Source organism: Coprococcus comes ATCC 27758 (genome assembly GCF_025149785.1).
GTDB lineage: Bacteria > Bacillota > Clostridia > Lachnospirales > Lachnospiraceae > Allocoprococcus > Allocoprococcus comes.
Window position 1 is genome coordinate 705,454 of the sequence record NZ_CP102277.1, and the last position, 19,953, is coordinate 725,406.

Genomic DNA, 19,953 nt, shown 5'->3' on the forward strand with positions numbered 1-19,953 from the left:
GAGGAGAAAAGAATTATGAAAAAAAGATTGTTTGCAACGTTACTTGCATGCGCAATGACCGTATCACTGGTTGCATGTGGCGGTTCATCAAGCTCATCAGAAAAGAAGGAAGACACAAGTGATTCCAAAAAACAGGAAGCTTCTACAGAGGAAGAAGTGACTGATATCACAAAAATGTCAGATGATGAAATTAAAGAAGCAATGAAAAAAGAACCGGCATGGGGAACAACCATCACAGCAGAATATGATGGTGGTGACTGTACATCAGGACCTAGCATGGCAAAAGCACTTGGATACTATGATAATTGGGGATTAGATGTTCAGATCGCAGCTGGTACTGAAATCACAGAAGCACTTGGAACCGGAAAAGCACAGTTTGGAGCACATCATATTGCACATATGTTAGTTCCAATCACAAATGGAATGGACATTGTATTTACAGGAAGTGCGCAGACAGGATGCAAATCTTTATATGTACTTGCTGATTCAGGAATCGAATCAACAAAAGATCTGGAAGGAACAACTATTGGTATGGACAGCCCGATCGGTGGATCTTCACATAACATGATCATCCGTTTCTTCCTTGCAGACGGACTGAAACAGGATGCAGCAACATGTGTACAGGTTGAATCAAGTGCAGCAATCCAGTCTCTTCAGTCAGGTGATATCAAAGCTTGCCTTCTGAGTGACCGTTTTGCAAAGAAATTCGTAGATGACGGAACATTAAAAGTTCTTCGTTCTATCACATGGGATGATGATTTCAAAGATGAAACATGCTGCGTAATGGCTATGAGCGGAAAATTCGTAAAAGAAAATCCGGTAATCTCTCAGGTACTTACAAAATGTGTAATGGATGCATATATGTACATTGCAGAAAACAAAGACGAAGCTGCACAGATCATGCTTGATGAGGGTATGGTATCTGGTGACATCGAGCTTACAAAATACATGCTTGACCAGCAGAACTGGGCAGTATCCAATGCTGATACAAAGAAAACAATTGAAGCTGTTGCAAAGGACTACATTGATGCAGGAATCATCAGCTCTGACTGGACTGTAGATAAAGTCGTAGAGACAGCATGGCAGCCACTTGCTGAAAAAGTAAGCACAAAATAATCAGACGCATAAATGAATGAGGTGAGGAGCTTTGAACTCTGTGATGAGTGGAAGCTCCTCTTTTGTCTTGTATATTAGGAAAGTGCCAAGGCACATTCTTTCTTATAATTGGAAAATTACGGGGTTTTTCCAGATAAAATGTAAAAAAGGAAGGAAAGAAAAATGGAACAGAAAACGTTGACTGTACCTGGACTTGCAGTCAGAAATCTGCGGCATCGAAGAGTCAGGACGATGTTTCTGGCAGCACTGGTGCTGATTTTATCAGCAGCGCTGTTTACCAGCAGAGTATTGACAGAAAGTATGAAAACTTGTATTGATAAGACAGTAGATCGGATTGGGGCGGACGTGATCGTAGCACCGGGAGAATATGAATCAGATTTAAGCGATTCTCTATTTTCGGGAGGGTTGTGCAGTTTCTATTTTGAAAAGTCTTTGATGGATCAGGTGCAAAAGACGGATGGAATTGACAAAATTTCTCCACAGCTCTACATTGCATCACTAGATGCGGCATGTTGTTCAGTTCCGGTACAAATTGTTGCTTTTGAACCGGAAAGTGATTTTATTGTACAGCCGTGGATGTCCGGAAGTAATGTGAGCGAATTGAAAAAGGGTCAGACTGTTGTTGGAAGCAAGATTACGGCAAAAGCGGGAGATAAAATTTCTTTCTTTGGACAGGAATATGAGGTTGCAGGAAAACTCGAAGAAACAGGAACCAGTTATGATAACTGCGCATTCATGAATTTTGAGACGGCATATACATTATTTGACAGTTTTCAGATCAAGTATGTGACAGATCTTACAGAACCGCAGAAATATGTTTCCCTTCTGACGATTCGGACGAAAGACGGAGCAGATCCGAAAGAAGTGGCGAATACGATCAACACAAAGATGAGAGATTCCGGGCTGAAAGCTTATACGGCAAAAGCAATGTCCGGAAAAGTTTCAGATACACTGGAACAGATGCAGTCTTACAGCGCGCTTCTGATCGGACTGTTGTTTTTAATGGCAGTCCTGGCACTGATCTGTATTTTTAACATTACTGTGAATGAACGTTTGAAGGAGTTTGGGGTACTACTTTCTATTGGTGCACGAAAAAGCCAGATTTTCCAGATGCTTCTTCTGGAAGCAGGAATGATCGGTGTGCTTGGAGGATTTCTTGGAGTGGTGCTCTCCGGAGGAGGAATCCTGTTATTTAAAGACGTGATCATGGAAAGCATGAATATGCCGTATCTGAATGTGAATGTTTCCCAGTATGTGATTCTTGCATTACAGAGCCTGGGGCTTGCTGTTGGTGTCAGCCTTCTTGCCACCTTATATGCGGCAGTCAGAGCGAATCGTATGGAACCATATAAACTGATCCAGGAGGTGGAATCATGATTGTAAAGACAGAAAATCTGAGTCGGGAATTTGTACGTGGAAAGAATCAGTTTTACGCAGTAGACCACGTGAACCTGGAAGTGGAAGAAAAAGAACTGGTTGCGATCATGGGGCAGTCTGGAAGCGGAAAATCCACCCTCTTCCATATGCTGACCGGGATCCTGAAACCGACAGAAGGAAAGATCACAGTGCTGGATCATGAGATTGAAAAAATGAATGACAGACAGTTATCGGTTCTGCGGGGAGGCGATCTTGGTTATATCATGCAGGGACAGAATCTTCTCCAGAATCTGACGGTCATGGAAAATATCCTGCTGCCGCTTTCGCTGGGGAAAAACCGGAAGCCGGATAAAGAAAGGATCACGTATCTGACGGAGCTTCTTGGGATTCAGAATATGCTTTCCGAATATCCGGCAAATCTGTCCGGCGGAGAGCAAAGGCGTGTGTCGATTGCAAGAACGTTTGCGCAGAATCCGAAACTGGTGGTTGCAGACGAACCCACCAGCAGTCTGGATATGGAAAATTCAGAGATCATTATGAAATATTTTCAGAAGATGGCAAAGGAGGGGACAACGATTCTGGTCAGTACCCATGACAGGGAGTTTGTAAATTATGCCAACCGGTGTCTGTGGATGAAAAAAGGAAAATTAGAAAAAAGAGAATTGGAGTAAAGAGATGCAGACCGAATTTATAAAGCTGGCAGTGATTTTTGTTGTCATTATGGTGATGGTTCTGGCAAAATTAAAGCTACGTGATGCGATGATCGCTGCCATTTTGCTGACTGTGATCCTGTTTGGAATTCCGCTTGGGGATGCAGCAAAACTGATGGTACAGTCGGTTTATGAAAAGGATACGCTGCTGGTGGTCGGAAGCTTTATTCTTGTAACCTTTTTGCAGCGGATCATGGAGAACCGGAAACTTCTGGAAAGAGCGGAGGTGGCACTGCAGAGACTTAGCGGAGACAGGCGTATGGTGTGTGTAATTGCGCCGGTGATCATTGGGTTCCTTCCGTCTGCAGGAGCTGTCAATATCTGTGGGGCGATCGTAGATAAGGCGACAGGAAAAGATCTGGATGTGGAAGAAAAGACGTTTGTGACCAGTTACTACCGCCATATTTCAGAAAGCTTTTCGCCGACTTATAATGCAATTCTGTTGGCGCTTTCCATTACAGCGGTATCAACCGGGCAATTTGTACTTTTTATGGCGCCGATGGTTGTGGTGCTTCTGGTACTGGGATATGTATTTTATTTGAGGAAGCTGTCGAAAGGATATGAAGTAGGTGAGGATGAAACGATTGACAAAAAAGAAGAATTCAAACAGCTTCTGTACTGTTTTTGGCCACTGGTGCTTTGTATTGTGCTTGTGATCGCACTGAATCTTTCTGTGATCAAGGTACTGCCGTTTATTATTGTGCTTTCGATTATTGTATATCGGTTAAGTCTGAAGGAAGTGCTGGATTTTGCAAAGACATCGGTAGAGTGGAGAATCATCTTCAATACGATCATTCTGATGATGTTCAAGAACATTCTTACCTATACAGGGGCAATCGGAAAACTTCCGGATTTGTTTGCCGGATCTGCAATTCCACAGTTTGCGGCATTTGGAATCATTATGTTTCTTGGAACGATCATCAGTGGAGCCAATTCTATGATTGTGCTATTGATTCCGCTGGCATTTGCAAGCATACCGCATGCAGGAGCCGGACTTCTGGTGTACCTGATGGCACTTTCTTATGCGGCAATGCAGATTTCGCCGACACACATCTGCCTTGCGATCATTACGGAATATTTCCAGGTGTCCTGGGGACAGTTGATGAAGAAGACAATCCCGGTTATTGTGGTGTTTGTAGTGATCCTGACAGGGTATTATGTATTGCTGAGTGGATTTGGAATATAGAAAATATGCTATATTTTTAGCAAAAGAGAAAAGAGTATAATTGCAAGAAGCCCGTCAGCAGATTTTAAAATCGTGCTAACGGGCTTCTTGCAATTATTATATTTAGGTAACGGTTTTAGTATTGGATTGATAATATTTTACATAATCTTCGTCTCTTCCAGCTTCTCAGAGAACGCCTCGTTCACCTTAATGATCGGCTTTCTAAGCACCAGTCCCACGATCAGGGACACCACAAGGAAGATACAAAGCTTTCCAAGATCGATCCAGTAATCCATACCGTAAAGCCCACCGACAGCTTCACGCAGGGCTGCCATACTGTGGGTAAACGGCAGTAGCGGATATACCGCTTTGAAGAATCCCGGGGCAACCTCGATCGGGAAAGTTCCGCCGGTTCCGGCTACCTGCATAACCAGAAGTACGACACTGACCGCTTTTCCGATATCTCCGAAGGAGACAGTCAGCGTGTAAATGATGTTGACATATACGATGCTGGATACCCATCCGGCAAGGAGAAAGAGGAACGGGTGCTCGCACTGGATGCCAAGGTAGAACAGATCACCGAGGCAGATCAGAGTACTCTGCAAAAGTCCGAGGATCAGGAAGATAAGGTATCTTCCAAGGTAAATCTGATGGAGCTTCAGATGCTTAAGTCCGGTGGTGCCGTTTTCGGATACAGTGACCTTGAGCATGGCAACCAGGACAATTCCGCCGATCCAGATGGAAAGTGTGGAGTAGAATGGTGCCATGGAAGAACCGTAATTTTCAATCGGGTACACTTTGTTGGTCTTCAGCTCTACCGGGGCGGCGAGGAAGGAACTGATACTGTCCTTATCACCGGAAATCAGATCTTCCAGTTCGGAAAAATCGCCGGTTGCTTCCATCTGACCAAGTCTGGAGGTGGTATCTGTGATCTTTGAGGCAGCCGTTTTCAAAAGCTCAGAAGAGGTTTCCAGAGCCTTCTGGATCTGCGACAGATCAGAACCTGCGGAAGAAGCAAGCGTATAGATTCCATCTGCACTTTCGCCAAGCTGGGAGAGCAGTTCGGATAAATCTTTTTTCGTGGAACCAAGAGAGCCGGACAGCTGTTTTAAAGAAGCAGATACATTGGTTTCATAGTCGGATTTGACAGCTGCAATTCCGGAAATACTGGAGCTGATCAGATCATCCAGCTCTTTTTTAGAGGTTGTTACATTGCCTGCTGTATCCCGCAGAGAGGAAGCTGCGTTCGTGAGTTTATCACGAAGTTCTTCCTGAACCGCAATGGAATCGTCTAATTTAGCAAGAATCGGTGCGGTAAGATCAGACAGCTCCGGGTGTGCATCTGCAATCTGTGCAATGCTGTCACGGATTCCCTGGTAAGACTGTACGATCGCATTGACGCGGCTTCCAAGAAGATCAAGAGTGCTGGCAACAGAAGAAGCATCCTGTGACTGCGACTGGAATGCCTGATCGATGGTCTGCGACATCTGCTCGTAAAAGCTTTTGGTAGAGGTCAGCGCAGTATTGATTCCGTCTGTAGCTCCGTCCAGAGTTTCCTGAATCCCGGAGAAGGACTGCTGTGTACCGGAAAGCGTATCTGCATTTGCAGAAGCCTGTTCTTTCGTTGCTTTTAAGAATTCGGCAGTTGTGTCCAGAAGCTGCTGCGCAGAATCGGTCATCTGTGAGAAGGAATGCAGTGTCGTCGAAGAAGCAGACAGATCAGAACCGATTTTATTCAGGTTTGTGATCAGTGTACCTGCAAGCTCATCCGAATCCCTGGAGTCTGCGGTATTTGCAACAGTCTGAAGCGCGGTCAGCACCGTATCGGAAATGGTTTCGATAAACACTTCGTTGACCTGTGTCTGGACTGCGGTTGCTCCTTTGTCTGTTACCTTCGGCGCAATGGCATTTTCTTTTGCATTGGAGTAATAGGTAATCTCCGGTTTTTTAATATCACTGGAAAATACACTCATCAGGTTCGTACTGAAATCTTCCGGGATTACAATTGCTGCGTAATATTCTCCGGATTTTACACCCTTCATTGCTTTGCTTTTGGTCGTAAATACCCAGTTGAGCTGTGTATTCTCCCGAAGAGCAGACAATACCTGATCGCCAAGATTCAGCTGGAGCGGGATCAGGTTTCCGGTATAGCCTTCATCTACGCTTGCTACGGCAACCTTCAGATTCCCCGTATTCCCATAGGGATCCCAGCTTGCCGCAATGTTGAACCATGCATAAAGGCAGGGAACCACTGTGACGCCGAGAACGACGATCAGCGCAATGACATTTGTTCTTATTTTCCGGATATCTCTTGTGAAGATGGTCCATATATTTCTCATTCGTCTTTTCCCTCCTTTACTTTTTTAAGAAATTCTTCTTCAGACAGATGGATATAGGAAAGCTGTCTGGAGGTCTTGTCGTGAATATATTCTACACAGATCAGATAGACGGCGAGTACGATCAGGGAAATGATCCACAGTGTCAGGTATACGATCTTGGATTCCAGGCCGAACATCAGAAGAAGAAAGATCAGCGGAATTACAAGAATCAGGATAAAACCGGTACGGATCAGCTTTGGATACCGTTTTTCGAACCGGTTGGCACGTTGGATAAAATCAGCCCGTCCGTCTTCGTCCTGCATCATGGTTTTCATCATCAGTGTAAGCTGTGGGCGGGAGAGCTCACCGGTTGCAGTCTCTCCCAGCATCAGGTCTGTCTCGGCAAGACGTTTGTCGAACAGATGGTTCAGATTCATCAGAAGTGGTCTCAGTACCAGTCCGATGAAGAATGCAAGGAGAAGGAAAAGCAGCAGGGTCAGCAGATCCTTTGCGTAGTTATTTTTGTAAAATCCGGCAATACACTCACGCATAGCGCCAATTCCGTAAGAGAACGGCAGAAGCGGATGCAGTCTCTGGAAAAAGACCGGTGTCATCTCGATCGGATAGGTTCCGGAAGAACCAGGGATCTGCAGGATGACCAGGACAACGGCAAGCGCTTTTCCAATGTGCTTGAAGGTCAGCGCCATTGCATAGATCAGATTGACATACACAAAGGAGCAGAGCATACCAGCGCACACAAATGCAACCGGGTGGACACACTGTACTTTCAGAAGCAGCAGATCTCCTATGCACACAATAAATCCCTGGATCAGTCCGACCACGACAAAGAGCATCCAACGTCCGAAATAAGCAGTTGTCGGAGTAAAACGGGAAATGGTTTCGTCTTTGTCTACTTCCTGTTTCAGGATGGATACCAGGATCAGTCCGCCAACCCAGAGTGCCAGATTAGTGTAGAACGGAGTCATTCCGGAACCGTAATTTTCCACATCATAAAGTACCTTTGAATTGATCGAAACCGGTGAGGACATAAAATCAGAAATGGAATCTGAGTCGATGCCTTCCAGTGAGATCAGATGCTGGTAGGTTTCGGAACTCTGCAGAGCTTTTAGGTCAGCGGCAATATTTTCCAGAGCAGTATCTACGCTTTCAAGAGTTCCTCCGGTCTGACCAAGTGCGTCTGCACTTTCGTTTAAACTGCTCTTTAACTGGGTAAGGATCACCTTTAACTGTGTGATCGTCGGATTTACCCCGGTTAAAGTAGAAGAAAGGCTTCCGCTCAATGTGGCAAGCCCGTCAAGTGACTGGTTCAACTGTGGCAGAAGCGACTGGTTCAGACTGCTTCTGTAATTCTGCAGAGACTGTCGGTTCTGGGCAGTGAGTGTCTCAAGAGAACTTCTGGTATTGCTTGCTGTAGTCAGTGCATTTCCTATGCTGGAATTGCTGTTCCCAAGAGAATCAATGAGTTCCTGAAGAGAATCATTCTGTGCCTGGAGTTCTGCAATTTTTTCGCTGACGATACCGGACAGGGAAGAATCACTTCCAATCTGCTGCTGAAGGGCGGCAAGCTTTTCCAGAATTTCTGCATTTTTCTTATTTAAAGAGCTGGCAGAAGAAATACTGTCTCCGATCGCAGTGTTGACCTGTGTGGCTTTTGTCTCAAAAGTTCCGAGCTTTAAGGCTGCGGAAGTATAGACATTATTTAAAAGTGTTTCGCCATCTGACAGGCTGGTAGAAAATTCTGTGGAAAAGGTTCCGATTGCTGTCCGGCTGGTGGCAAGCAGATCTGATGAATCTGCAAGGGCAGCAGAACCGGAAGAGGCAACAGCATTTACAGAGTCCAGTGTTTTCAGAGTGTCATCGATCAAAGAACCGGAATCTTTTACCGTAGCCTGGAAATCCTTCAGGGCGTTCTGATAGTCAGCAAGATTCTTACGGGTATCGGTAAGCGCCTGCATCAGCGTAGAATTTGTTCCGTCAAGCTTGCCGGTCAGTGTACCGGCCGATTTCTGCACGATCTTCGCAATGGAGTCAGCGGCAACGGACGAAAAGGTGTCATTGATCTGCTGCTGGATCGTGCTTGCGCCGGTGGCGGTGATCTTCGGAGCAATCGCGTTTTTCTTTTCATTAATATAATAGTCGAGCTGCGGCTGTTTTAAATCCCCGGAAAGGATGCTGAGGAGAGACTCGCTGAAATCCTCCGGGATTACAATGGCAGCGTAGTATTTGCCGGAACGGACACCGCTTTTGGCTTTCTTTTCATCAACAAAGGTCCAGCCAAGCTGGTGATTTTTTTTCAGATTCTGTACGATGGTGTCTCCGGCATTCAGATCCATGGAGTCTGTATGACCACCGGTGTCACAGTTGGCAATCGCCACTTTTACATTTTTTGTATTGCCGTAGGGATCCATGTTGGCGGCAATGTTGAACCATGCATAGAGAGAAGGGAGAATGCAGACTCCCACCATGACGAGAGCAGCAGCAGGGCTACGTAAGAGTCTCTTTAAATCTCTCTGAAATATTTGAAGCACTTTCTTCATGTGAACCTCCTGTGTAATGTCGTTAATAGTGCCAGTATTGAGCATAGTATAGCAAAAAGTGTGGAAAAAATCCATGAGAAAAAATGACGTTCGGTCAGAAACACAATCTGGATAAAGTTAAGCGTAAGATGATATTTGAAAAAACAGTGTTTTATGATATTCTATATTTATCTATAATACAAATAAAAAAGGGTGGAATAGAAAGTGTCAATAAAAGTAAAAGAGGTATTAGAGCTGGCACAGTCGAAAGGATGTACATTAGCAGCCGGAGAAGGTGGAATGGATAGGATTGTTCGCTTTGTGGATTGTATGGAAATACCAGATATGAAAGCATGGATGCGCCCAAATGTTTTGTATATTACAACTGGATATGCATATAGTGACACAAAAGAAGAAATAATGAATCTGATAAGAAATTTGTATGAAGCAAAGGCAGCTGCGCTCGCGACAAAATATAGATATATTGGTTGTTTTTTGGATGATGCGATCAAACTGGCTAATGAATTACAGTTCCCAATCATTTTGTGGCCGGAAGATTTGCCTTTCATAGAAATGAATTATCTTGTGATGGAGGCATTGATAAAATCACAGAACAATTTGATGGATACCATTTATTCTCGAATTGAAAAATATAACCGTCGGGAAATGGATAAAAGATTGTTTATTGATCTTTTGACAGGAAATATCACATGTAATGAAGAAGGAAACTATCGGATCGAAGAACAAAAATGGCCATCACCTCCGTACCAGATCGTTTATATTGAAATTGATGGAATTAAACAAAAATTACATGAACTACAGGAAGAGATTGTTCATGAAAAAATTGAGAAAATCGAAAATATGATAAAAGAATCTTTTGGCGAGGAAAAAGTAATTGTTTTGTCGAATAATGATAATTTTCAATGCATATTAAAACGGACAAAAGAGAAAACTATAACGAAAGAGTATTTCGAGAAGATTCAGAAAAATATTTCGGAAAAGACAGGATATACTGCAGCGATAGGTGTTTCGAGAGTAGAAAATTCCTACCAACGTTTCGGAAAGGCTTATCAGGATGCAAGGGATGCAGTAGAAATTGCAGTGTGCCAGGAATTCAATTCAAAAGTACTTTGTATAGAAGATGCAGGCTTTTGGAGAATCATGAAAGAAATCAGTAAGCATGAGATGTGTCAGGAGTTTATGGAGGACAAGTTGAATGCATTTATTGAATATGATCAAGAAAATGAAAGTGAACTTTTAGAAACGCTGGAAGTTCTCGTGAATAATTTAGGGGCAAGAAATGTAACAGCAAATGCACTTCATTTGCATCGAAATACTTTGATATACAGAATTAAAAAAATTGAAAACCAGACAGGATATGATTTGTCAGATCCGAATAGTATTCTTGAGATAGCGCTTGCGCTTCGAATAAAGAAATTTTTGAAATAAAAGATGCCTTTTCAGGGCATCTTTTATTTCAAAATAGTATATATCTATTACGAGAAAGGATTCAGTTTTTGAAAATGATTCATTGAACCGTATAAACTTTGTAATTTTTCGAATTCTTCTTCGTCGTATAATTTAAGAGAACGACGGCCAAAGGATTTGGCAACTTCTAACATAAAGCGTGCAGCTTCATCAAGATCCGTCATATGACTGGCTCCGGTTGCACAACCGGGAACAGTTGTTTCTGTTGTGATGGCAATCCCGACTACAGGTGCATTAGTAGCAGTTGCCGGTTGCAGAATACTGTTTAGATGATGAAGATCATTGCCATAAGGAGTGATATCCTGCTGTGTTAATGGAAATACTTTTGGAAGTTTTCCCGTAGTAATCTGCATTAAATCAAGAAGATCTTCGGAAGTACGAAGGATGTAGCCTTCTTTTACTGTAGGTGAGATTGCAAATCCATTGTGATTGATCACGCGATTTCCTTTAGTAGTATCTACAGAGAGAACTGCGTCAAGTTCCGGTGTGAGCTCTTCGGCATTTACCTGTGCCATTTCTACAGGTGATCCCATAAATGGAACCGGAACATGTGGCGCGGTCGGTGCATCCGGACAAATATGTGTAGAAATGAATACGTCACCTTCCAAAAAATCCCCTTTATTCTGCATATCTAATAATTTGGCAGCAAGAGCAATTGCAACGAGGGCACCATCACCGTCAGATACATACCCGATTCGCTCAGGACGAGCACCAAGTCCGCCTAATCTCCCAAGAAGTCCAATTGTCGGAGCATCGCCTCCGGAAGTCTTTCCGTGAAGACCCGGGATGCGAATTTTTAACATATCTGTAGAACCTTTTGGTCCAACTAAAGGATAAACCTGAATATCCGCATCTTGTTTTATGGATTTTAAATAAGATGCGACAGAGTTGCCGTTTACGTTCTTACTGTCTATAATGTCGAAAGCTTCTATTAATTGTTTGAATAACATCTTAAATCCTCTCTTTCTAACTAAAATAGTTTTTTAATTGACAAGCAAAGTTTAGCATTACTAAATAGGAAAGTCGATATTGTGCGTGCCTAAAAAGAAAGAAAATAGTTGGGCGAAATGCACATGCTATATTTTTGGAAGAATAATAAATGTGCAAAGTGCATAAAAAACAGGGACATTATGGTGCATGGAGAGCGTCGACACTTTAAGAAGTCAATGTTATACTGTAGTCAAATAAGAATTCGGAAGAAACGGAGGAATAAAATGTGAAAGAAAGAACAGGGACTGTAAATTGCATGATCGCAACTATTATTATTTGCATTATTGCGGAGCTGATTGGTCCACTTCAATTTAAGGTGATGGGGATTGACGTGAAGATATTGACGATGATTTGGGTTATCATCATGGGAATTCTTTTATCTCCAACATTATTAGGAAAAGTGATTCCCCCACTGAAGAAATTTATTAGTAACGCAGAAATTAAACGGGCACCGTTTTTGTTGTCTCTTACATTATATCCGCTTGGAATTATGTTTGGTATCAATGCAGGTCCAAAGGTTGGAATTGTTTTACAGGCAGGTCCTGCTTTACTGTTTCAGGAAGCGGGAAATATGATGACGATGCTGATTGCATTACCACTTGGCTTACTCCTTGGATTAGGAAGAAGTGCTGTGGGTGGAACGTTTTCTCTTTGCAGAGATACGGCACTTGGTATTATCGGAGATAAATATGGTCTGGAATCCAGAGAAGGAATGGGAACACTTGGAACTTATATTAGCGGAAGTGTATTTGGTACTCTCTTCTATTCTTTCCTGGCACCGATCGGGTTAGCAATCGGATTTCATCCTTATGCACTTGCGATGGCATCAGGTATGGGAAGTGCATCTATGATGAATGCGGCTACTGCAGCGTTGACAAATGCAGCGGCACCTATGTATGCAGAACAAATTCTTGCATATTCTGCAACCAGTGGACTTTTAACTGCAGTAACAGGTGTGTATGTGGAAATGTTTTTGGCATTGCCATTAGCGAACTGGTATTATAATCGTGTTAATCCAGGTATTGAAAAATTAAGGGCTAAATTATTTAAAAAAGCATCTGAGGAGGCATAAGATGGAAAATACAAAACAAACTCCACAAGAAAAATCGACATTAAGTGATATTTTAGAACAAATTAAAATAGTATTGGTGATTTATGGAATTGTCATAATTATACATATGGTTTCTATTGGAAGCAAACTTCCGGATTTGGCAAAGTCGACAGTGGTAAGCTTTGTAATGGTAGTGATTGCGATTACCTTGAAAAATGTTGTGAAAAAACCTAATCTTCCAGGATTTGCGTGGGCTACACTGGTATCCTTTGTTTTGACATTGCCGATATCTCCGATTTCAGATTTTATCGTAAATGCAATGAGTGCATATAGTTTTGGACTTGTAGGACTTCCGCTACTTGCTTTTGCTGGAATTGCTGTAGGAGACCAGCTTGAGGTTTTCAAAAAACTCAGCTGGAAAATCGTAATTGTATCCTTTGTGGTTATGGCATCTACTTATTTTGGATCAGCAGCAATTTCAAATATTATCTTATCTTTAAAAGGAATGATCTAAAACCATACAGATAAAATGAGGTGAAGAATATGGATAATTTAGAATTAATGAAACAGGAAATCAGTAATCTTGCAAAAGAGAAAAAGGAAGAATTTGAAAAAGTAAGTGATTATATTTTTGCAAACCCTGAACTGGCATTTAAAGAATATAAATCACAGGAAGCACTTTGCAAACTGTTGGAAAGCCATGGCTTTGTTGTTAAACGAGGAATTGCAGAAATGCCGACGTCTTTTGAAGCAGTTTTTGATTCTGGAAAACCAGGGAAAACAGTAGCACTTATGGGAGAATATGATTGTCTTCCAGAAATCGGACATGGTTGTGGACATAATCTGATCGGAACATCAGCAGCCGGTGCAGGAATTGTATTAAAGGAAGTTATGGAAAAGCATGAGATAGGTGGCGTGTTAAAAGTATTAGGTACTCCGGCCGAAGAAAAGGGCAGTGGCAAAGCGATTATGGTTCGCCATGGAGTATTTGAAGGAATTGATGCTGCACTTCTGATGCATCCGTGTGATGAATCTATGCCAGATGATATTTCTTTTGCAGCAATTACATTGGAATTCACCTTCAAAGGAAAACCGGCCCATGCGGCAGCTTGCCCATGGAAGGGAGCAAATGCACTGAGTGGAGTTCAGTTAATGTTCCATGCGGTTGATATGATGCGTTTACATTTTAAAGATTACAGCAGAGTACACGGAATTATTACAGAAGGCGGAGTAGCTCATAATACTATAACAGATGAAGCGAAAGCAGTATTTAATATTCGTTCACTGGAATATGATTATATGATGGAAATGGTTGATGCTATTCGTGATTGTGCGAAAGGAGCGGCAATTGCAACCAGGACAGAAGTTGAAGAAAGACAAGTGGATGAAGTTGTCAAAGATGTGCGTAATGATAAGAAACTGGTTCAGTATGTTCGTAAGAACATGGACTTTATTGGTGAAGAGTATATAGAGCGTGACCTGACTCAGGGAATCGGTTCGACTGATGTTGGAAATGTAACCCATGAAATACCGGCAATTCAGTTTTATGTGAAATTGAAAGAGCATGTAGGGACACATACAAAAGAGTTTGCAGTAGCAGCAGGCGGAGAAGAAGGAAAAAGAAATCTGCATGCTTCTGTTCAGCTCTTGGCAATGAGTGCATTGGATGTATTAAGTGAGTAAATAGAAAGTGTATCATTTTTTAGAGAGTTCTAAAAAGTGATACACTTTTTTTGAAATATTGTCTTGACTGAATATTTCGCATTTGTTTAAAAATTCTTTAGAAATGTCTTTTCCATATCTTAACAATCTCCTGTTAAACTATGCTCATAAAAAGATAACGGGAGGAATTAATAAATGAGAGTATTGATTACAACAGATTGGTACGAACCGGTTATAAACGGTGTTGTTACTTCAGTTATGAATCTTTCCAGACAGCTAAGAGAAAGAGGACATGAAGTAAAAATTCTTACATTATCAAGAACATTTCATTCTTATATAGAAGGCGATGTGGTTTATGCAGGATCAATTGGACTTGGATGCATTTATCCGCAGGCAAGATTAAAAATTCCAAAGGCAGCAGGTGACTATATGGAAATGTTGCTTGAGTGGAAACCGGATATTGTGCATTCACAGTGTGAATTTTCCACATTTTTCTTAGCGAAAAGGATCGCATCTGAACTTCACGTTCCGATTGTACATACGTACCATACAGTTTACGAGGACTATACCCATTATTTTTCACCGCAGAAAGTATGGGGAAGAAATATTGTGCAGTTGATGACAAAGAAACTTGCAAATGCGGTAGAAACCCTAATTGCACCCAGTGATAAGATCCGTAAGATATTGGAAGGATACCAGGTGTCTTGTCCGGTGGAAGTTATTCCATCTGGAATCCATCTGGAAAAATATCAGCTATGTAAAAAAGAAGACTGGCGTAAAAAAATCCGTATGCAGCTTGGTATATCACAGGATGCACTGGTGTTGGTATATGTAGGCAGGATGGCAAAGGAAAAAAACATTGAAGAGCTTCTGGAATATCAGCAAGATGCAGGAAAATCCGGGGTGATTTTAGTCCTTGTAGGGGATGGACCATATCTTCCGGAGCTGAAAAAAAAGGTTGAAGAGCTAAAGCTTGCTAAAAATGTGATTTTTACGGGAATGATCACACCGGAAGAAGTGGGACGCTATTATCAGGCAGGAGATCTCTTTGTCAGTGCTTCTACCAGCGAGACACAGGGAATGACTTATGCAGAAGCGCTTGCAGGTGGTATTCCGCTCCTTTGCAGAAGAGACGGATGTCTGGAACAAGTTGTGACAGATGGGGAAAATGGATGGCAGTATGATAAAAAAGAAGACTATCTTATGAGAATCCAAGAATGGAAGGGGATGGGTGAAAATGCAAGAGGCAGGATGCAAAACAAGGCTGCTATTTCAGCAGAAAAATTTTCTTCCGGAAATTTTGCCGAAAGAGTGGAAAAAATCTATGAACAGCAAATACGAAAATACCGATATGAAAATGCAGCCTAAGAAACAGAGAAATCTGACTGGATTTTTCAATCTGCTTTCGATAGCCGGACTAGCCGGATGTGCGCTTCTTGCAATCTTGGCATATAAGAACGGCATTTTAAATTCGGTAGATTCTTTGCAGACATTTATCTGGAAATTCGGTTATACTGGAATGCTCGTTTTTATTCTGATCCAGGTTGTGCAGGTTATTATTCCAATCCTACCGGGTGGAGTCAGTTGCCTGGGTGGTGTGATCTTTTTTGGACCGTGGCTAGGATTTCTTTATAATTATATTGGTATCTGTATAGGATCAATTGCGGTGTTTGGAATTTCAAAGACAATAGGAAGGCCGGTTTTATACAAAATGTTTTCTGAAAAAATGATAGAAAAATATGATGGATGGACCCAGAAGGACGGTAAGTTTTTGAAATTATTTGCGTTGGCAATCTTTTTCCCGGTGGCACCGGATGATTTCTTGTGCTATCTTGCGGGAACTACAAAAATGACGTGGAAACAGTTTACAGCAGTTATTGTACTTGGAAAACCATTTTCTATTGCACTTTACAGTCTGGGGCTTACGACAGCATTTAAGATGTTATTTTCATTATAAAAGGAATAGGGTAAAGATTATGAAAACATATATATACAGAGGTGGGTTTCCGATTGTAGAAAAAAGTGGTGTCGGAAAAGCAATCGAGCATCAGGAGAAAATGCTGAATGCAGTAGAGGCACCGCGTGCAGCCAGGTGGAAAGAAGCAACCGTGGTTCATATGAATACAGTTTTTCCAGATTCGGTGATTGCGGCCTTTATAGCAAAAATGCAGAAGAAAAAAGTGATTTATTATGGGCATTCTACAATGGAAGATTTTAAAAATTCCTTTATTGGTTCTAATCTTGCAGCGCCGATTTTTAAAAAATGGATCTGCTTTTGTTATAATTTGGGGGATGTTGTTGTGACGCCAACCGAGTATTCCAGAAAATTGTTGGAAGGGTATGGATTGAAACGAAAAATTTATTCGATTACTAATGGTGTGGATACAGAATTTTTCAAACCTGATCCAGAGGGGAGAATACGCTTCCGTGCAAAATATCAGCTAACGGAAGAGCAGAAGGTTGTGATATCTGTGGGACATTTGATTGGAAGAAAAGGAATTCTGGATTTTCTTGAACTGGCCAGAATGATGCCGAAAGTACAGTTTATCTGGTTTGGAGGCGGTAATGAAAGCCTGGTGACAGCAGAAATCAAAGAGGCGATATCAAAGAAACCGGATAATGTATTGTTTGCAGGATTCGTAAAGTCTGATGAACTGCGTGATGCATATTGTGGGGCAGACGTATTTTCGTTTATGAGTTATGAGGAAACGGAAGGAATCGTTGTTTTAGAAGCTCTTGCCTGTGAAATTCCGACAATAGTAAGAAACATTCCTGTGTATGAAGGATGGCTTGAAGATGAAAAACAGGTATATAAAGCAGAGACAATAAAAGAGTTTCAGGAAAAGATAACTGCGATTTTCAGTCGGGATGTTCGTTTGATGAAAAAGGAAGAACGGAAAATTGCTTGTAATAAAAGTCTTGGAAAAGTTGGAGAACGATTGCTGAGGCTATATTCTGAAATGGAATAAGGGACGTTCAGCCGCGCCATTCGCAAAAGCGTGCCTGCGGCACTTGTCGCTGCTGCGCAGCTATTTTGCTCATAGAGTGGCGCTCATCTCATCCGTATAATCAGCCGTCTTTTCATGCGAGCATGAAATCCGTCTGACTATACGGATGGCTGAACTGATGTCAGAATATTCTGAATTGCGCAAAATATAAAAACAACATTGACAATTCAGGAAAGCCGTGGTAAGATACCATATGTTCGCTGGTCGAGACAGAGACTAAGGAGTGGCATGCAGAGGCAGAGCGGATGAAAAATAAAAAGTTTTGCATAAAAATTCGAGCATGAGTATGGGAATATTCAGACGAAAACTTTGAAAAAAGTGAATTGCAAAAAGAAATCAAAAAGCTGTTGACAAGCTTAGACGGATATGGTATTCTATTAAAGCTGTCACGTGAGGAACTACTTCACAACAGCAAAAAAGAAATAAAAAAGTTGTTGACAAACATGAAACACTTTGATATAATATAAAAGCTGTCGCATGAAACGGCAACAACAAAAAGAACATTGATAACTGAACAATAGACAACAAACCCTGAAAATTCTTTAAAGAGATTTTTCAAGAACGGACATCGAAAGATGTCGAACCAGAACAGTAAACAGGAACAGAATTGCCAAGCGATTCTGACCCGGATACAAACATTTTTAACGAGAGTTTGATCCTGGCTCAGGATGAACGCTGGCGGCGTGCTTAACACATGCAAGTCGAACGAAGCACTTATCTTTGATTCTTCGGATGAAGAGGTTTGTGACTGAGTGGCGGACGGGTGAGTAACGCGTGGGTAACCTGCCTCATACAGGGGGATAACAGTTAGAAATGACTGCTAATACCGCATAAGACCACGGAGCCGCATGGCTCGGTGGGAAAAACTCCGGTGGTATGAGATGGACCCGCGTCTGATTAGGTAGTTGGTGGGGTAACGGCCTACCAAGCCAACGATCAGTAGCCGACCTGAGAGGGTGACCGGCCACATTGGGACTGAGACACGGCCCAAACTCCTACGGGAGGCAGCAGTGGGGAATATTGCACAATGGGGGAAACCCTGATGCAGCGACGCCGCGTGAGCGAAGAAGTATTTCGGTATGTAAAGCTCTATCAGCAGGGAAGAAAATGACGGTACCTGACTAAGAAGCACCGGCTAAATACGTGCCAGCAGCCGCGGTAATACGTATGGTGCAAGCGTTATCCGGATTTACTGGGTGTAAAGGGAGCGTAGACGGCTGTGTAAGTCTGAAGTGAAAGCCCGGGGCTCAACCCCGGGACTGCTTTGGAAACTATGCAGCTAGAGTGTCGGAGAGGTAAGTGGAATTCCCAGTGTAGCGGTGAAATGCGTAGATATTGGGAGGAACACCAGTGGCGAAGGCGGCTTACTGGACGATGACTGACGTTGAGGCTCGAAAGCGTGGGGAGCAAACAGGATTAGATACCCTGGTAGTCCACGCCGTAAACGATGACTACTAGGTGTCGGGGAGCAAAGCTCTTCGGTGCCGCAGCAAACGCAATAAGTAGTCCACCTGGGGAGTACGTTCGCAAGAATGAAACTCAAAGGAATTGACGGGGACCCGCACAAGCGGTGGAGCATGTGGTTTAATTCGAAGCAACGCGAAGAACCTTACCTGCTCTTGACATCCCGGTGACCGGCGTGTAATGACGCCTTTTCTTCGGAACACCGGTGACAGGTGGTGCATGGTTGTCGTCAGCTCGTGTCGTGAGATGTTGGGTTAAGTCCCGCAACGAGCGCAACCCTTATCTTCAGTAGCCAGCAATTCGGATGGGCACTCTGGAGAGACTGCCAGGGATAACCTGGAGGAAGGTGGGGATGACGTCAAATCATCATGCCCCTTATGAGCAGGGCTACACACGTGCTACAATGGCGTAAACAAAGGGAAGCGAGCCTGCGAGGGTAAGCAAATCTCAAAAATAACGTCTCAGTTCGGATTGTAGTCTGCAACTCGACTACATGAAGCTGGAATCGCTAGTAATCGCGAATCAGCATGTCGCGGTGAATACGTTCCCGGGTCTTGTACACACCGCCCGTCACACCATGGGAGTTGGTAACGCCCGAAGTCAGTGACCCAACCGTAAGGAGGGAGCTGCCGAAGGTGGGACCGATAACTGGGGTGAAGTCGTAACAAGGTAGCCGTATCGGAAGGTGCGGCTGGATCACCTCCTTTCTAAGGAAGAAGAAGTAAGGAAGAATGTTGTCTATTGTTGAGTTATCAGTAAAAGAAGTTCTTTTCGCAGAGCTCAAAGAACAGCTTTCGTTCTAAGCTCAGAAAGACTTCGCTAAGAACTCAATACTTCTGGTGGCGATGCGGTCAGGGGACACACCCGTTCCCATCTCGAACACGATGGTTAAGACCTGATCGGCCGATGGTACTGCACTGGAGACGGTGTGGGAGAGCAGGTGGCCGCCAGATTATAAAAAGTTTAATATGAAAAAAGAAATGAATTGATCTTTACCAGTGATCAGAGATTAAAAAGGATTTTGGTTTCTGATGACTGATAAACATCAGTCAGACATGTACATTGAA

Annotated in this window: 14 protein-coding genes and 2 rRNA genes; 13 read left to right on the top strand and 3 right to left on the bottom strand. The window is 42.7% G+C overall.

The features are described 5' to 3' along the window. The first annotated feature begins 15 nt into the window (after window positions 1-15). The 4 genes from NQ556_RS03740 (at window position 16) to NQ556_RS03755 (ending at window position 4,389) form a co-directional block, all read left to right on the top strand. Window positions 16-1,116: an ABC transporter substrate-binding protein gene (locus tag NQ556_RS03740; protein WP_204575823.1), complete on the top strand. Its 1,101-nt coding sequence runs from the start codon at window positions 16-18 to the stop codon at window positions 1,114-1,116. A 162-nt stretch (window positions 1,117-1,278) separates the two neighbouring features. Beyond that, window positions 1,279-2,493, top strand: a complete 1,215-nt coding sequence (locus NQ556_RS03745; RefSeq protein WP_204575825.1) for an ABC transporter permease — start codon at window positions 1,279-1,281, stop codon at window positions 2,491-2,493. After that, window positions 2,490-3,164: an ABC transporter ATP-binding protein gene (locus tag NQ556_RS03750; protein WP_008373005.1), complete on the top strand. Its 675-nt coding sequence runs from the start codon at window positions 2,490-2,492 to the stop codon at window positions 3,162-3,164. Before NQ556_RS03745 ends, NQ556_RS03750 begins: the two co-directional genes overlap by 4 nt. A gap of 4 nt (window positions 3,165-3,168) precedes the next feature. Further along, on the top strand, window positions 3,169-4,389 hold the full coding sequence (locus NQ556_RS03755) for a DUF401 family protein (RefSeq protein WP_204575827.1): 1,221 nt from the start codon (window positions 3,169-3,171) through the stop codon (window positions 4,387-4,389). A gap of 137 nt (window positions 4,390-4,526) precedes the next feature. Here NQ556_RS03755 and NQ556_RS03760 read toward each other — a convergent pair whose 3' ends face one another. Next, a complete protein-coding gene (locus NQ556_RS03760) occupies window positions 4,527-6,707 on the bottom strand; it encodes a YhgE/Pip domain-containing protein (protein ID WP_008373011.1) in 2,181 nt (726 codons plus the stop codon). Next, on the bottom strand, window positions 6,704-9,244 hold the full coding sequence (locus NQ556_RS03765; RefSeq protein WP_044999062.1) for a YhgE/Pip domain-containing protein: 2,541 nt from the start codon (window positions 9,242-9,244) through the stop codon (window positions 6,704-6,706). Before NQ556_RS03765 ends, NQ556_RS03760 begins: the two co-directional genes overlap by 4 nt. Window positions 9,245-9,448: 204 nt before the next feature. Here NQ556_RS03765 and NQ556_RS03770 point away from each other — a divergent pair, with 204 nt between their 5' ends. After that, complete coding sequence (locus NQ556_RS03770) at window positions 9,449-10,672, top strand: PucR family transcriptional regulator (protein ID WP_055297506.1); 1,224 nt, start codon at window positions 9,449-9,451, stop codon at window positions 10,670-10,672. A gap of 47 nt (window positions 10,673-10,719) precedes the next feature. On the opposite strand, the gene NQ556_RS03775 is transcribed toward NQ556_RS03770, so the two are convergent. Further along, entirely contained in the window at window positions 10,720-11,661 is a 942-nt protein-coding gene (locus NQ556_RS03775; RefSeq protein WP_008373020.1) for a DUF1177 domain-containing protein, read from the bottom strand. Between the two features lie 266 nt (window positions 11,662-11,927). Here NQ556_RS03775 and NQ556_RS03780 point away from each other — a divergent pair, with 266 nt between their 5' ends. The 8 genes from NQ556_RS03780 (at window position 11,928) to rrf (ending at window position 19,839) form a co-directional block, all read left to right on the top strand. Continuing rightward, on the top strand, window positions 11,928-12,773 hold the full coding sequence (locus NQ556_RS03780; protein WP_044999066.1) for a DUF3100 domain-containing protein: 846 nt from the start codon (window positions 11,928-11,930) through the stop codon (window positions 12,771-12,773). A gap of 1 nt (window position 12,774) precedes the next feature. Then, on the top strand, window positions 12,775-13,266 hold the full coding sequence (locus NQ556_RS03785) for a hypothetical protein (protein ID WP_008373023.1): 492 nt from the start codon (window positions 12,775-12,777) through the stop codon (window positions 13,264-13,266). Window positions 13,267-13,295: 29 nt separating this feature from the next. Then, on the top strand, window positions 13,296-14,435 hold the full coding sequence (locus NQ556_RS03790; protein WP_022220955.1) for a M20 family metallopeptidase: 1,140 nt from the start codon (window positions 13,296-13,298) through the stop codon (window positions 14,433-14,435). Window positions 14,436-14,609: 174 nt separating this feature from the next. Further along, on the top strand, window positions 14,610-15,782 hold the full coding sequence (locus NQ556_RS03795; protein ID WP_008373026.1) for a glycosyltransferase family 4 protein: 1,173 nt from the start codon (window positions 14,610-14,612) through the stop codon (window positions 15,780-15,782). Then, a complete protein-coding gene (locus tag NQ556_RS03800) occupies window positions 15,766-16,371 on the top strand; it encodes a TVP38/TMEM64 family protein (protein ID WP_008373028.1) in 606 nt (201 codons plus the stop codon). Before NQ556_RS03795 ends, NQ556_RS03800 begins: the two co-directional genes overlap by 17 nt. A 19-nt stretch (window positions 16,372-16,390) precedes the next feature. Further along, window positions 16,391-17,383, top strand: a complete 993-nt coding sequence (locus tag NQ556_RS03805) for a glycosyltransferase (protein WP_173685549.1) — start codon at window positions 16,391-16,393, stop codon at window positions 17,381-17,383. Between the two features lie 679 nt (window positions 17,384-18,062). Further along, a 16S ribosomal RNA gene (locus tag NQ556_RS03810) occupies window positions 18,063-19,593 on the top strand. A gap of 128 nt (window positions 19,594-19,721) precedes the next feature. Next, window positions 19,722-19,839 (top strand): 5S ribosomal RNA (rrf, locus tag NQ556_RS03815). Window positions 19,840-19,953 lie beyond the last annotated feature (114 nt).